We start from the raw sequence: 13,505 nt of genomic DNA, 5'->3' as shown, positions 1-13,505 counted from the left end.
TCCCGGACGGGACCTCCGGTCGGCATTCTTCACCTCCGGCGGCGGTCAGCCGGGTTCGGCGCCCGCCCGCGCCAGGTTCTCCGGCACGTCGTCGGTGTGCTAGGCCCGCCCGGACGGCTCGATGCCGGCGAGGAACGCAGCTTCCGCCCCTCGTCGTCGGCGGCGAGCAGGGCCGGGGTGGCGGGGTCGTCGGCCAGCAGCCGCAGGACGGTCACCTCGACGTCGTACGCGGCGCGGGCCCCGGCGACGACGGCCGCCGCGTCCTGCCACCAGGGCACCGGCACGTCGAAGTCGGGTGGCGCGCCGAGCGTCCGGCCGGTGGCGTCGACCAGGACGAGGCGGACGGTGTGGGACAGGCCCGGACGGTCACGGTGGCCCCGAGCCGACCAGCGCGATCCCGGGACGCCGCCCGCGACGAGGTGTGGCGGCGGGGGCGCGTCCTCGCCACGGAACCCGTCTTCGTCGGCACCACCGACGGCGAGCCCGTCCGGCTCATCCACGACGTCGAGGTCCACCGCGACGTCGTCGGGTAGGCCTTCGCCGGACGGTCAGCGGACCGGGTCGTGGGTGCCCCGCGGGACGCCCGGCCGGCAGCGGCGCAACCGGTCCGCCGCCATCCGGCCACCGACGGCCAGGCCGTGCCGCTCGACGGCGGCCAGCCCGTACGCGCTGCATGTCGGGGTGTAACGGCACTGGCCCGGCCAACGGTGCGACAGCCACCGCCGGTAACCGAGGATCGCCGCCCGGCCCACCCGGTCCGCCACCGGCGCGCGGCTCACCCGGGCCGCTCCCGCGCCGAGGGTGAGCAGCAGGGAGAACAGCCCGAAGTCGCAGCAGGGCAGGCCGTCACAGCCGTCGCAGTCGGCGTCGCACCAGTCGCGCTTCTTCTTGTGCTGCTTACGCTTGACATGGATCACGCCGTACATGATGCGACGGTCGCGCCAGCCCTGCCGGCCAGGGCTTCCCTGCCGGTGGTGGGCCGAAGTGGCGGCGTCAACCGGGGCCGGACACCACTACTTCGCCCCAACCGCGAGGAACACCCCAGGGGTCAGCGGTGGACGGTGCGACGGACGCCGTCGTGGCCGGCGCAGGGCTTCGGCCGGCCGCCGGTCAGGCTGACCGCGCCGTCGCGGCACAGCACCAGGTAGCCGCGACCGGCCCAGAACTGCGGTACGCAGTCGAACCAGTCGCAGACCCGGTGGTCGGGTTCCCGCACGGGTTCGCCGCCGCAGTAGTCGTACCCCATCGGGTTGGCCGGGGCCCCGCAGCGCCGCTCCCGCACCACGGACGGCGACGGCGACGGCTGCGGCGGCCCGGTGCGCGGCGGGGTGACGCCCGGCCCGGGCGCGGCGGTGGCCGCCGACGCCACCTCGGGGGTGACCGGCGGATCGGACTCGACGAGCACCGCCGGCACCGCCAGGGTCAGCGCGGCGGCCACCGCGACGGTCCGCCGACCACCGGGGAGGCGGGCACCGAGCCGGGCCTGCGCGGGGGTGGCGATCGCCGGCCGGAACGGCGCGCTCTCGGCGTGGGTGGCGATCAGCTCGTCGAGCTGGGCGAGGACGGCGGGCCGCTGCTCGATGGCGTCGGCGAAGGCCAGGGTGAGCACGAACCGGAACTCGGCCGCCGCCCCCGGCGGCAGCAACACGCCGGAGGTCTGCCGCCGGTCCAGGACCTGGATCAGGGTGACCGGGGCCGCCGGGTCGTGCAGCAGCCCGGTCATCCTCCCGTACGCCCAGTCGCGCCGGCCACGCCCGCCGACCAGGACCAGCCGACGGTTGGTGACCACCGCGATCCCGGCGTCGGTGGCCCGGACCCCGTCGGGCAGCCGGTGGCGCAGCGGCCCCGGTTCCGCCTCGACGACCAGGTCGGGGGCGGGCAGCACAGCGGTGTGCCGGACCTCGACCAGTTGCGCGCCGGGCATCGTCCAGAGGACCGCCTCGCCGGGGGTCAACGCCAACGGCAGGCCGACCCCGGCCGCCGCGGTGCCCCGCAGGCCGACGGCGAGGACCCGCAGCCGCCGCAGTTCGTCGTCGCGGCGTCGCCAGGCCCGCTCGACGGTGCGGTAGGCCCGCCGCCGTCGTTCGTTCTGCTGCCGTGCCCAGGTGTAGCGCCAGGTGGAACCCGTCGAATCAGTCATCGCCACGCCGATCCCTCCGCCGTGCGAGCCACCAACCGGGGTGTTCACCCGGCTCAACGGCAGCGACGAGACCAACGGACCCGGCATTACGGATTTACCACCCGATCGGGGGATGGATTTCACCCGACTGTCGCCCTCCGCACGTCCGGTCCACCTTCCGGCCCGACGCCGTGCGGGGTGGTGCCGGCGTGGGTAACGTCAGCCGCAGCCGGGCCGCGACGCCCGCACCGCCGACGCGAAGGGGGACCCGTGACCGGTCCGGACCAGCGCCGCCGCGTGGTGCTCGGCGTCGACATCGGCACCACCAGCACCAAGACCGTGGCCTACGACACCGACGGCCACCAGCTCGCCAGCCACTCCGTCGGCTACCCCCTCGACGAGCCCCACCCCGGCTACGCCGAGCAGGACCCCCGGCTCATCGTCGACGCGGTGGTGGAGACCGTCCGCACGGTCGTCACCGAACTGGGCGACGGCATCGCCGGCCTGTCGTTCAGCACCGCGATGCACAGCCTGATCGGCCTCGACCCGGACGGCGTGCCGCTCACCCCGTCGGTGACCTGGGCCGACTCCCGGGCCAGCAGCCAGGCAGAACGGCTGCGCGCCGCCCCGTGGGGGCTGGCCCTGCACCGGCGCACCGGCACCCCCGTGCACCCGATGGCCCCACTGCCGAAAATCCTCTGGTACGCCGAGCAGGAACCGACGCTGCACGGGCGGGTCGCCCACTGGGTCGGCATCAAGGACTACGTGCTGCTGCGGCTGACCGACGCGCTGGTCACCGACCACTCGGTCGCCTCGGCCACCGGCCTGATGGACATCCACCAGCTCGCCTGGGACGCCCAGGCGCTGCGCATCGCCGGGATCAGCGAGGAGCAGCTCCCCCGGCTCGTCGCCACCACCACCGTGCTGCCGGGGCTGACCGCCCGCGCCGCCACCGCCACCGGCCTGCCCGCCGACACCCCGGTCGTGGTCGGCGCGGGCGACGGCCCCCTGGCCAATCTGGGCCTCGGCGCGGTACGCCCCGGCGTCGTCGCCTGCTCGATCGGCACCTCCGGGGCGATGCGGGTGGCCGTCGAACGTCCCGCCGTCGACCCGCTCGGCGGGGTGTTCTGCTACGCGCTCACCGAGGACCGGTGGGTCGTCGGCGGGGCGATCAACAACGGCGGGATCGTGCTCCAGTGGGCCGGCGACGCCCTCGCCCCCGAGTTCGGCGAGCACGGCGAGGAGGAACTGCTCGCGCTGGCCGCCACCGCCCCGGTCGGCTCCGGCGGGCTGATCATGCTGCCGTACCTGCTCAGCGAGCGTGCCCCGCACTGGAGCGCGCTGCCGCGCGGGGCGTACGTCGGGCTGGCCCACGGGCACCGCCGCGAGCATCTCGTCCGGGCCGCGTTGGAGGGGGTGTGCCAGCAGCTCGCCCTGGTCCTGGCGTCGGTCCGGGCGGCCGGCAACGAGGTCCGCGAGGTGCGGGCCAGCGGCGGCTTCGCCCGTAGCCCACTGTGGCGGCAGATGCTCGCCGACGCGCTCGGCATGCCGGTGCGGTTCCCCGCCGGCCACGAGGGGTCCAGCTTCGGCGCGGCGCTGCTCGGCATGCAGGCCCTCGGCCTGATCGACTCCATCGACGTCGCCGCCGACCTGGTCCGCATCGACGAGACGGTACGCCCCGAACCGGCCTCCGCCGCCACCTACGCCGCCCTGCTCCCCCTGCACGCCGAACTGTACGACGCGCTGGTGCCCACCTTCGCGTCGCTGCGCCGACTGGCCCCCGGCCTGCCGGCGCAGCCACCACCCACCCCCGCACCCATGTGACCGCCCGCCCCACGTCGGGTCGGACCCCGTCCGAAGGTCGTGATCGCCGTGCTCACCCTCCTCGCCGCACCTGCGGAACCGGCCACCAACGCCGGTGACACCCAACTCGTCGTGGCCGCCCTGCTGGGCATCGCCGCGGTCGTGCTGCTCATCGCCTGGGGCAGGGTGCACCCCTTCCTGGCGTTGATCCTCGGCGCGGCGGTGCTCGGCGTGGTCGCCGCCATGGCCCCGGACAGGATGATCGAGTCGTTCAGTGCCGGGGTCGGCTCCACGGTCGGCGGGGTGGGTCTGCTGATCGCCCTCGGCGCGATGATCGGCGGTCTGCTCGCCGAGTCGGGCGGGGCGGACGGCATCGTCAACCGGGTCGTCGGGCGGGTCTCCGGGACCACCCTGCCCTGGGCCATGGCCGGGGTCGCCGCGCTGATCGGCCTGCCGCTGTTCTTCGAGGTCGGCGTGGTGCTGCTGGTGCCGATCGTGCTGCTGGTCTCGCTGCGCACCGACGTCCCGCTGATGAAGGTCGGCATTCCGGCGCTGGCCGGCCTGTCGGTGCTGCACGGCCTCGTCCCGCCGCATCCCGGCCCGCTGGTGGCGATCTCCTCCCTCGACGCCGACCTGGGGCTCACCCTCGGGCTGGGCCTGATCATCGCCATCCCCACCGTGATCGTCGCCGGCCCGGTGTTCGGCAACGTCATAGCCCGGTACGTGCCGGCCACCGCCCCGGCCGCGCTGCTGCCCACCCGGCAGCCGGCCACCACCGGCGGTGGCCGGCGCGGACCGGGCAGCCCCGCCGCTCCCGCCGCCGGCCGCGACCGGGAGCCCGCCGGCCGGAACACCGGACGGGGACCGGCCGGCGACGACGACCTGCTCACCGACGACGACCTGGTCAACCCGGGCACCGGCCGGCCGGGCGCGCCGGTCGACGACAGCGGCACCGAGACGGCCCGGCGTACCCCCGGGTTCTGGCCGGCGGTGCTCACCGTGCTGCTGCCGGTGGTGCTGATGCTGCTGCGCGCGGTCGGCGAACTGACCCTGGCCGAGGGCACCGTCGCCCGGCAGGCCCTCGACATCGCCGGCGCGCCGATCGTGGCCCTGCTGGCCGGGGTGATCGTCGCCATGTTCACCCTCGGCTACCAGGCCGGGTTCAGCCGCAGCCAGGTCTCCTCGGTGCTCGGCGGCTCGCTGCCACCGATCGCCGGCATCCTGCTCATCGTCGCCGCCGGTGGCGGCTTCAAGCAGGTGCTGGTGGACGCCGGGGTGGGCGACCTGGTCGCCGACGCGGCCAAGGACGCGAACCTCTCGCCGCTGCTGCTGGGCTGGCTGGTCGCCGTCGGCATCCGGGTCGCCACCGGCTCGGCGACGGTCGCCACGATCACCGCCGCCGGCATCGTCGCCCCGCTGGCGGCCACCCTGGACCGTCCCGAGGTGGCGCTGCTGGCGCTTGCCGTCGGCTGCGGTTCGCTGTTCTTCTCGCACGTCAACGACGCCGGCTTCTGGCTGGTCAAGGAGTACTTCGGGCTGACCGTGGGGCAGACGATCAAGAGCTGGTCGGTGCTGGAGACGATCATCTCGGTGGTCGGCTTCGCCGGCGTGCTCCTCCTCGACCTGCTCCTGTGACGCCCCCGCGCCGCCCGGTCGGGTCGGGTCGGCGTTGATCAACTCAATGTCGCCGCAAGAGCGGTATCCGAGCGCGTCGACACCGCAGTTGAGGCGATGTTGCGAGCCGGGCCCGCCGGGCGGCCGGGCAGGCGGGCCCGGCGGAAAGGGCGTCAGGCGCCGGGGATGTTGCGGGGCGGGTCCTCGCCGATCAGGCCCGCCGCCGGCTTGTCCGCCGACACGGGCAGGCCGAAGTCCGCGTACGTCAGGTCGAGCGCCGAGACCTTGCCCGCCCCGCCTGACAACTCGATCCGGTAGTGGACCAACCGTCCCTGCGCGTCCAGGGTCGCCGTGAACGGCACCGCGGCGGCCCGGTCCCCGAGCACCCCGCCCACCCCGTCGCCGAGCACCCCGGTGCTGCGCCGCAGGTCCAGGGTCCCGGCGTAGGCCCGTTCGCCTGTCGCGCGCACCTCGGTGGCCGCGCCGAGCGTGCTGGCCAGCCGGGTGTTGTCCAGCCCGGTCCGCTTCGCGGCAGCCGCCTCGGCGGTGCCCAGGTGCCACCAGGTACGCCCGTCCCAGACCGGCACCCGCCGGTCCGGGGCGGTCACCTTCACGTACACGTCGGTGCCGGTGGCGAGCCGCTCGATGACCACCTTGCCGTTCGCCACGGCCAGCGTCGTCGTCTCCAGCCCGCGCCGGCCCCTCGGGTCCCAGACCAGGGTGGTGACGTCACCGCCCGTGCCGCCGTCACCGAGGGTCAGCCGGTAGGGCTGCTGGTCGACCCGCTGCGCGGCGGCGGCCAGCACGGCGGCCGGCGTGGTCGGGGCCGGTCCGGTCGTGGACGACCCGGCGGCGGGGGTCGGTGCCGCACCGCCGTCGTCCGAGGTGCAACCGGCCGCCGTCACCAGCGCGACGAGTGCGGCGGTGGCGGCGGCCAGCTTCGGGTGCTTCACGACGGTCTCCCCGGGTGGCGCGCCCGCCGGCCGAGCCGATCGACGCTGGTGACAGAGCGGTCGCGCCAGCCTAGCCCGACCGCCCGCCGCCGACCGGACACCCCTGTCCGGCCCGGCCACCCCCGACCGGCCGCCGCCGACCGGCCCGGCACCGACCGGCCTGCCGCCGACCGGCCCGGCGACGGGTGGACACCGGGACCACGGCCGGAACCAGGCGCGCGCCCACGCCCGGAACGACGGGCCGGGGCCGGTCAGGGGGCCTCGACGGCGGAGATGCGGTAGCGATGCACCTCCGCGCCCCGGATCGCGGCGACCTGCTCCTGTTCCGGGCCGCCGGCTCCCCGGAACGCCAGCAGTTCGTCGTCGGACTCCCAGCGTTCGTACACGTTGATCCGGCCCGGCTCGACCAGGTCGGCGCCGATGGCGAAGTCGACGCAGCCGGGCGCCGAGCGGGCCTGCCGGACCACCTCCACGCAGGAGGCCAGGTAGGCGTCCCGCTCGGCGGGATCGACGTAGAGACTTCCGGCGACGATGAACATGGGCGACCTCCGGTGGGTGGGCGGGACGAACCCCCATCCTCACCCACCGCAGGCGGCAACGCTCAGGCCCGGCTGATCGCGTTGGCGTGGATCGCCTCGGCCAGGTACTCCGCCAGCCCCGGCGCGATCGTCTCGTAGTAGGCGGTGAACCGGGGATCGGCCAGGTACATGTCGGCCAGCCCGGTGTGCACCTCGTACGAACAGTCGTAGAACCAGCGGACGATGAGCTGCCGGTGCTCCTCGGCCAGCGCCATCGCCTCCGCCGAGTCGGCAGGCGTCCCGGCGGTCGACGCCGCCACGATCCGCCGGCTCCAGTCGTCCTGCTCCGCCTTGTGGCGCAGCCAGTCCTCCTTCGAGTAGCTCGCCGCCCGCCGGGTCGACACCCGGTACGCCTCGGTGTCGCCCCAGCGCTGCCGCGCCTCGTCGGCGTGCTCCTCCGGATCGACGTCACCGAAGACCTCGAACCGTTCCTGCGGGGTCAGACTGATCCCCATCCGTCTCGCCTCCATCGCGATCTCGATCGCGGCGACCATCTCCCGGAGCTTCCCGATCCGCCCGCTCAGCAGGTCGTGCTGCCGGCGCAGGTGCGCCGCCGGGTCGGCATCCGGGTCGTCGAGGATCACCGCGATCTCCTCCAGCGGAAACCCCAGCTCCCGGTAGAAGCGGATGTGCTGCAACCGCTCCAGGTCCGCGTCGTCGTAGCGGCGGTAGCCGGCCGGCGTCCGGCCGCTCGGCGAGAGCAGCCCGATCCCGTCGTAGTGGTGCAGCGTCCGGACCGTCACCCGGGCCGCCTTCGCCACCTGACCCACCGTGTACGCCATGGTTTCCTCCCTTCCGGCACCAAGGCTCCGGCCTGCCGCGACGTGAGGGTCAAGCCCGATTCTGCGCCGGTTCCCCGGCCGGGGCGGCACGACGGCCCGGGTGGGCGGCGGGAGCGGGGCGTCAGCGCGGGGCGGCGAGGGCGTGCAGGGCGGACAGGCCGCCCGGACGGCCGTACCGGTAGCCCTGGCCGTGGACGCAGCCGATCGCGGTGACCGCCGCGTGCTGCCCCTCGGTCTCCACCCCCTCGGCCACCACCGCCAGGTCGAACGCCCCGGCCAGCCGGGTGACCATCTCCACCGTGGCGTACGCCCGCGCGTCGGTGTCGAGCCGGGCCACGAACGACCTGTCGATCTTGAGTTCGGTGGCCGGGATGCGGTGCAGGTAGCTCAACGACGAGTAGCCGGTGCCGAAGTCGTCGATGGCGATACGGATGCCCAGCTCACGGAGTTGGGCGAGCCGTTCCAGCACCGACTCGCTGCCGTCGATGAGCGCCGACTCGGTCAGTTCCAGGGTGAGCGCGCGGGGGGCCAGGCCGGCGGAGGCGGTGGCCGCCGTGACGGTGGCGATCAGATCGGGACGGCGCAGGTGCGCGGCGGCGATGTTGACCGCCACGGTCGCCTCGGGCACCCGGGCCCGCCAGGTCGCGGCGGCCCGGCACGCCTCGTGGATCACCCACCTGTCGATCGGCACGATCAGCCCGGTCTCCTCGGCCAGCGGCAGGAACGCCGCCGGGGCGAGCAGGCCGAGCCGGGGGTGCCGCCAACGCACCAGCGCCTCGGCGCTGCGGACCGCGCCGGTGGCGAGGTCGACGATCGGCTGGTACTCCAGGTGCAGCTGCCGCTCGTCGACGGCCCGCCGCAGGTCGGCGATCAGCTCGGCCCGGGTCACCGCCGACTCCCGCAGCGCCGGCGTGCAGGTACGGTACGCGGACTTCCCGGCGGCCTTCGCCGCGTACATCGCGATGTCGGCGTCACGCAGCAGGTCGGTGTGGGAGGCGTGCTGCGGGCCGAACTCGGCGATGCCGATGCTGGCCGACGGGTGGACGCCGCCGTCCTCCTCGCCCGCCGACGGTTGCAGGGCGGCGAGCAGCCGCTCGGCGAGCCGTTCCGGCACGACCGTCCGGTCCCCGGCGACCAGCACGGCGAACTCGTCCCCGCCGAGCCGGGCGACGGTGCCGTCGCCGCCGACGGCGGCACTCATCCGCAGCGCGATGCTGGTCAGCAGGGTGTCGCCGGTGGCGTGCCCGAACCGGTCGTTGACCTGCTTGAAGCCGTCCAGGTCGAGGAGCAGGACGGCCACCGGCGGCCCCTCGCGCAGCGCCTGACGGAGCCGCCGGTTGAACATCAGCCGGTTCGGCAGGCCGGTGAGCTGGTCGACGTAGGCGAGTTGACGCAGCCGGGCCACCAACCGCAGGTTCTCGTTGGCGGCCAGCCCCTGCCGCAGGGCGAGCACCCCGAGCAGCGCCATCATGCCGCCGAAGACCAGCGGCGGGGTCTGCCCGGTGGGGCGGCGGGCCAGCACCACCGCGATGATCGCCCCGCCGACCGGCAGGTACGGCAGCGCCACCCGCCACCAGGACGGGAGCGGGGACTCGCCGGTGTCCTCGGCCCCCTCGCAGGTCGGCGGCGGCGGTCGGGTGGTGGCAATGCCGATCAGCAGGTAGCTCAGCGGCCAGCAGACGTCGATCGGGTGCCCGGGGGTGTAGCTGCCGTGCGCGACCAGCGAGACGTAGACCGCGTCCGCGCCGGCCCGGGTGACCAGGCCCGCCCCGATCAGGGTCAGCGGCGGCCACATCGAGCGGGCCGGGCCGGCCACCGCGACCAGGATGGTCAGCTGCATCAGGTCGATCATCGGGTAGAGCAGGCCGAGGGTACGCAGCGGATCGTCGAGGTCGGCGGCGGCGACGTCGCGGAACACCACCACCCAGCCGATCGGGAGCAGGGCCAGCCCGACGATCACCCCGTCCAGCACGGTGCGGGCCCGGCCCACCGCGCTGCGCGGCGCGGTCAGCGCGGCCAGCAGCGCGGCCGTGCCGGTGACGATGCCTGCGGTGAAGACCACCCCGATCAGCGGGGTGTGCGGCAGTTCGTCGGCGCGCAGCCGGTCCACCGTCCACAGCAGCCGGCCGGCGGCGGCGAGACCCATGGTGAGGGCGAGCAGCGCCCAGAACCGGCGCAGCGGGGCGGGGTGCCGGCGCATCGTGCGGACGCAGGCGAAACTGGCCCAGCTCGCCACGGCGGTGGCGGTGACGTCACTGACCAGGGCCGCCCTGGGCAGCGCGGCGAGCAGCCAGACCAACTCCAGCACGACGGCCACCGCGGCGACGACCGCGCCCAACCGGGGGAGGGTCAGCGGTCGGGTCGGCGCGCCGGAGACGGCGTCCTGGGATAGCACGGTGATCGCTCCGGCTCTCTCTCCAACGCGCACCTCGACCGTCGGACGGCCCACGGACGGCGAACCATCGAAGCCTAGCCAGCCGGGCGGGTCGCCGCCACACTCACCGGGTCGGCTATCCGACCACTGAGGACACGACATCGGCCGGGTCGAAGGTCGGGGGTCCCCCGTGCGTCCACGGTGTCTCCTCGGCGGTGGGGAACGTTCCGACAGGCAGGTACGCCTCCGACAGGGTGGTCAGGCAGAGCCGCTCCCCCACCTGCGGCACGCTGCCCGGCGGCGCGGTCAGCCCCCGGCCCATCCCGCCCGACAGCTCCAGCACCACCTCGGTCCGGCCGTCCGCCGCCGGGGTCACGAAGACCACCTTCGCCTTCTGCGCGGGCCGCGCCGTTGACCACAGGGTCGCCCCGACCGGCATCCGCACCGGCTCGGTGGTCACCACCTGGATTCGTGGCCGCAGCACCGGCCGCTTGCCGCTGTCGTCCACCCGGCCCGGGTCGGCCAGGGTCACGTCGGCGACGAACGCCTCCCCGGCCAGCCGGTGCTCGGCCATCACCAGCGGATCGTCGTAGGCGCGCTGCACGGCGTAGCTGGTCGCGGCGCGTTCCAGCCGGTGCAGCCGGACCGCCGCCGCGACCGCGCCGTCGTGCCGGGGCTGCGGCCCGCCGTCGGCGTCGAGGTGCTCGGCGTAGCCGGTGAAGGCGTCCCGGTCGCCGGCCCAGCGGCCCGCCACCCGCGCACCGGGCGGCAGCCCGCCGAGCAACCCCAGGCCGCGCCACATCAGCTCCCAGGTGGGCGCGAGCTGCCCGCGCAGCAACCGCACCAGCTCCGCGTACGCCTCGTCGCGGGCGGCCTGATCGTCGTCGGCCGCCGCCCAGGCCGCCATCACCGGGGCGAGCGCCACGTTGTCGAACTCCGGGTCGGTGGCCGGGCCCGCCGGCGGGCACACCCCCGGGTCCTCGGCCCGCGCGGCGGCCTCGACACCCGTCGAGCCGGCCGGCGGGTCGATCCAGCCGAGCAGCGCCGGCAGGTGCTGGTCCTCCACCACGCTCTGCCCGGTCGCCCAGTGCAGGGTCAACGCGTCGGTCATCGCCAGCAGCGCCGACGAGCCGGGCTGCTCGGCCCGTTCGGCGAAGAACGTCAGCCAGCGGCCGAGCAGCGGCACGGCCGGGTGCACCGGGTGTTCGCCGTCCGGCCGACGGAACCGGGTGGAGCGGCCCAGCAACCGCAGGAAGGTGATCCCCGCCGGGTTCGGCACCCACAGCTGCGGGGCGTCGGCGTACCGGTGGCGCACGTCGCGGCCCCGGTCCACGGCCACCGCCTCCGAGACGCCCCGGAAACCGTCCAGCCAGGGCAGCACGGTCCCGGCCAGCTCGGTGACGAAGCGGAACCGCTGGTCCCGGTTGCGGGGCTGCGGCACGATCAGCAGCCGGGCGTCGTCGGGGGCGGTGCCGACCAGCGCGGCGAGCGGGGCGTGCGCCTCACCGGCCATCGCCAGCGGCACCAGCACCAGCGGGCGCTGCGCCAGGTGCAGGTGCCGGACGGTGGCGACCGGCTGGGCCACCCCGGCGGCGAGCGCCTGCGCCTTCGCCAGCGCGCGCAGCGTACTCATGCCGGATGCCCGGCGAGGGCGTCGGCGCGCAGCCGGGCGGCGGCCCGCAGCAGCGCGGCGGCCTCCTCCCGCTCCGGGTCGGCGGCCCGCTCGCCGGTCGCCAGGGCCAGCACCTCGGCCACCTCGGCGATGCCGCCGAGAGCCTCCCGCACCGGTCGGCCCAGCGCCCCGGTCTGCCCGCGCGCCTCGTCCCGGCAGAAGTACGCCAGCTCGCAGCCGGCCAGGCAGTCCGGCGCGTACCGGGCCGGCACGGTACGCAACGCGGCGGTCAGCGTCACCGGGTCGACGGCCGGGTCGACGGTGAACCCGGCCGGCACGGCGGTGAGCAGGTCGTCCAGCCGGGCCATCCGGTCCAGTTGGCGACGCAGCACCAGCAGTTGCTTGCGGACGTCGATCAGGCTGGCCATCGGCTGGTTGGCGAAGTCCCGTGGGCAGACCAGCACCACGTCGTGCGACACCGACTCCGGGTCCCGTCCGGCGGCGGCGAGCAGGTCGCGCAGCGCCAGCACGTAGACGGCCGACTGGACGGCGGCGGCGGACACCTTCGCCGGATCGGCCTGCCCGTCGATCACCGGAAACGACTTGATCTCCACGACGTGGAACCGGCCACCGAGCCGGGCGGCGACCAGGTCCGGTTCCAGGTGCACCCGTTGGCCGGCCACGTCCAGGCCGAGCAGCGGATGGTCGAACAGCGCCGCGTCCGGCCCGGTGGCGGTCAGCGCCGCCCGCGAGCGTTCCCGCCGGTCGGGCAGGTCGTCCGCCCCGCCCAGGTCCGTCCAGCTCGCCCGCTGCGGCACCGGTACGCCCAGCCGCTGCGCGACCAGCCGCAGCAGCTCCGCCCCGCCGTCGGCCTTGACCTGCGCCTCGAAGGCGTTGCCCCGGGTGATCGCGAACCGGGACTGGCCGAACCGGGACGGGAAGCCGACCCGCTCGGCGAGCGCCGTCTTGTCCACCCCGGCCCCGTCCAGCACGGCCCGCCGGGCGCAGCCGGGGTTGCCGGTGAGCGCGGCGATCGTCCGGGCGTTGTGCCGTTTCGGAGGCACGTCGCCCCGGATCGCGGCCAGGCGTTGTGCGGTGCTCGTCACGACAGGCCACGATAGCGGCCCCGACCGACCCCGGCCGGCAGCCGACGCCCGCTCCCGGTGCCCGCGGGGCGGGTGGATCAGCGCTCGGCGGACCGGTTCCAGGGCGAACGGGGCGAACGGGCACCGGCGGACGGCCGGTGGCTGCGGCGCGCCTGGCGACGACCGGGGGTGCAGGACGGGCGGGCGGCGGTGTGCACAGGCGCGGGCGGCGGGCCCGGCGGGCGGCCGATCAGCCAGCAGAGGAAACGGGCCACGGTCAGCCGACCGGGAGGCGACGGGCCTCGTCGGCGTCGACGACGGACTCGGCCCCGCAGAACGAGCACTGCCGCACGTACCTCGACCGGATCGGGATCAGCGGAACGAAGAAGAGGGTGAACTTCGTCGACCTGCGGCTGATCACCTGCGCGGCCTGGTTGCCGCAGTACCGGCAGACGGCGGTCACCACCCCCGACCGGGTGACCCTGGTACGGAGTCCGAAGATGAGGAACATCGCCCGGCAGTACCCAGCCCGACGCCCCGGGAACCCCCGGTAGGGGAACTCCGCCCGCCGCACCGCGACGGGCG

General features: G+C 75.3%; 12 protein-coding genes. 2 read left to right on the top strand and 10 right to left on the bottom strand.

Annotated elements, in window-relative coordinates; all coding sequences use genetic code 11:
- Positions 1 to 29: 29 nt before the first annotated feature.
- The 3 genes from Q2K16_RS26655 to Q2K16_RS26645 form a co-directional block, all read right to left on the bottom strand.
- Complete coding sequence (locus Q2K16_RS26655; protein WP_302740888.1) at positions 30 to 515, bottom strand: hypothetical protein; 486 nt, start codon at positions 513 to 515, stop codon at positions 30 to 32.
- A 33-nt stretch (positions 516 to 548) separates the two neighbouring features.
- Complete coding sequence (yidD, locus tag Q2K16_RS26650) at positions 549 to 926, bottom strand: membrane protein insertion efficiency factor YidD (RefSeq protein WP_302740887.1); 378 nt, start codon at positions 924 to 926, stop codon at positions 549 to 551.
- A 122-nt stretch (positions 927 to 1,048) separates the two neighbouring features.
- Positions 1,049 to 2,146, bottom strand: a complete 1,098-nt coding sequence (locus Q2K16_RS26645) for a hypothetical protein (protein WP_302740886.1) — start codon at positions 2,144 to 2,146, stop codon at positions 1,049 to 1,051.
- Positions 2,147 to 2,389: 243 nt separating this feature from the next.
- On the opposite strand from Q2K16_RS26645, the gene Q2K16_RS26640 reads away from it, so the two are divergent.
- Complete coding sequence (locus Q2K16_RS26640; protein ID WP_302740885.1) at positions 2,390 to 3,943, top strand: gluconokinase; 1,554 nt, start codon at positions 2,390 to 2,392, stop codon at positions 3,941 to 3,943.
- A 48-nt stretch (positions 3,944 to 3,991) separates the two neighbouring features.
- Positions 3,992 to 5,557: a GntT/GntP/DsdX family permease gene (locus tag Q2K16_RS26635; RefSeq protein ID WP_302746625.1), complete on the top strand. Its 1,566-nt coding sequence runs from the start codon at positions 3,992 to 3,994 to the stop codon at positions 5,555 to 5,557.
- A gap of 152 nt (positions 5,558 to 5,709) precedes the next feature.
- On the opposite strand, the gene Q2K16_RS26630 is transcribed toward Q2K16_RS26635, so the two are convergent.
- The 7 genes from Q2K16_RS26630 to Q2K16_RS26600 all read right to left on the bottom strand — a co-directional run bounded on the left by Q2K16_RS26630 (position 5,710) and on the right by Q2K16_RS26600 (position 13,431).
- Entirely contained in the window at positions 5,710 to 6,489 is a 780-nt protein-coding gene (locus Q2K16_RS26630; protein WP_302740884.1) for a hypothetical protein, read from the bottom strand.
- 251 nt (positions 6,490 to 6,740) lie between these two features.
- On the bottom strand, positions 6,741 to 7,028 hold the full coding sequence (locus tag Q2K16_RS26625) for a putative quinol monooxygenase (protein ID WP_302740883.1): 288 nt from the start codon (positions 7,026 to 7,028) through the stop codon (positions 6,741 to 6,743).
- Between the two features lie 62 nt (positions 7,029 to 7,090).
- Entirely contained in the window at positions 7,091 to 7,849 is a 759-nt protein-coding gene (locus Q2K16_RS26620; protein WP_302740882.1) for a MerR family transcriptional regulator, read from the bottom strand.
- Positions 7,850 to 7,970: 121 nt separating this feature from the next.
- Positions 7,971 to 10,244, bottom strand: a complete 2,274-nt coding sequence (locus Q2K16_RS26615; RefSeq protein ID WP_302740881.1) for a putative bifunctional diguanylate cyclase/phosphodiesterase — start codon at positions 10,242 to 10,244, stop codon at positions 7,971 to 7,973.
- Positions 10,245 to 10,359: 115 nt separating this feature from the next.
- Positions 10,360 to 11,856, bottom strand: a complete 1,497-nt coding sequence (locus Q2K16_RS26610) for a hypothetical protein (protein ID WP_302740880.1) — start codon at positions 11,854 to 11,856, stop codon at positions 10,360 to 10,362.
- On the bottom strand, positions 11,853 to 12,941 hold the full coding sequence (locus tag Q2K16_RS26605; protein ID WP_302740879.1) for a hypothetical protein: 1,089 nt from the start codon (positions 12,939 to 12,941) through the stop codon (positions 11,853 to 11,855). Before Q2K16_RS26605 ends, Q2K16_RS26610 begins: the two co-directional genes overlap by 4 nt.
- 256 nt (positions 12,942 to 13,197) lie before the next feature.
- Complete coding sequence (locus tag Q2K16_RS26600) at positions 13,198 to 13,431, bottom strand: zinc-ribbon domain-containing protein (RefSeq protein WP_302740878.1); 234 nt, start codon at positions 13,429 to 13,431, stop codon at positions 13,198 to 13,200.
- Positions 13,432 to 13,505 lie beyond the last annotated feature (74 nt).

It is taken from the genome of Micromonospora cynarisoli (genome assembly GCF_030518815.1).
Classification (GTDB): Bacteria; Actinomycetota; Actinomycetes; order Mycobacteriales; family Micromonosporaceae; genus Micromonospora; species Micromonospora wenchangensis.
This window is presented reverse-complemented; position numbering and strand designations above follow the sequence as displayed.

What these genes read in the sequence shown, in the direction of transcription:
- yidD (WP_302740887.1), bottom strand. Translation starts at nt 926, where the DNA reads ATGTACGGCGTGATCCATGTCAAGCGTAAGCAGCACAAGAAGAAGCGC.
- Q2K16_RS26625 (WP_302740883.1), bottom strand. Translation starts at nt 7,028, where the DNA reads ATGTTCATCGTCGCCGGAAGTCTCTACGTCGATCCCGCCGAGCGGGAC.
- Q2K16_RS26620 (WP_302740882.1), bottom strand. Translation starts at nt 7,849, where the DNA reads ATGGCGTACACGGTGGGTCAGGTGGCGAAGGCGGCCCGGGTGACGGTC.
- Q2K16_RS26610 (WP_302740880.1), bottom strand. Translation starts at nt 11,856, where the DNA reads ATGAGTACGCTGCGCGCGCTGGCGAAGGCGCAGGCGCTCGCCGCCGGG.
- Q2K16_RS26600 (WP_302740878.1), bottom strand. Translation starts at nt 13,431, where the DNA reads ATGTTCCTCATCTTCGGACTCCGTACCAGGGTCACCCGGTCGGGGGTG.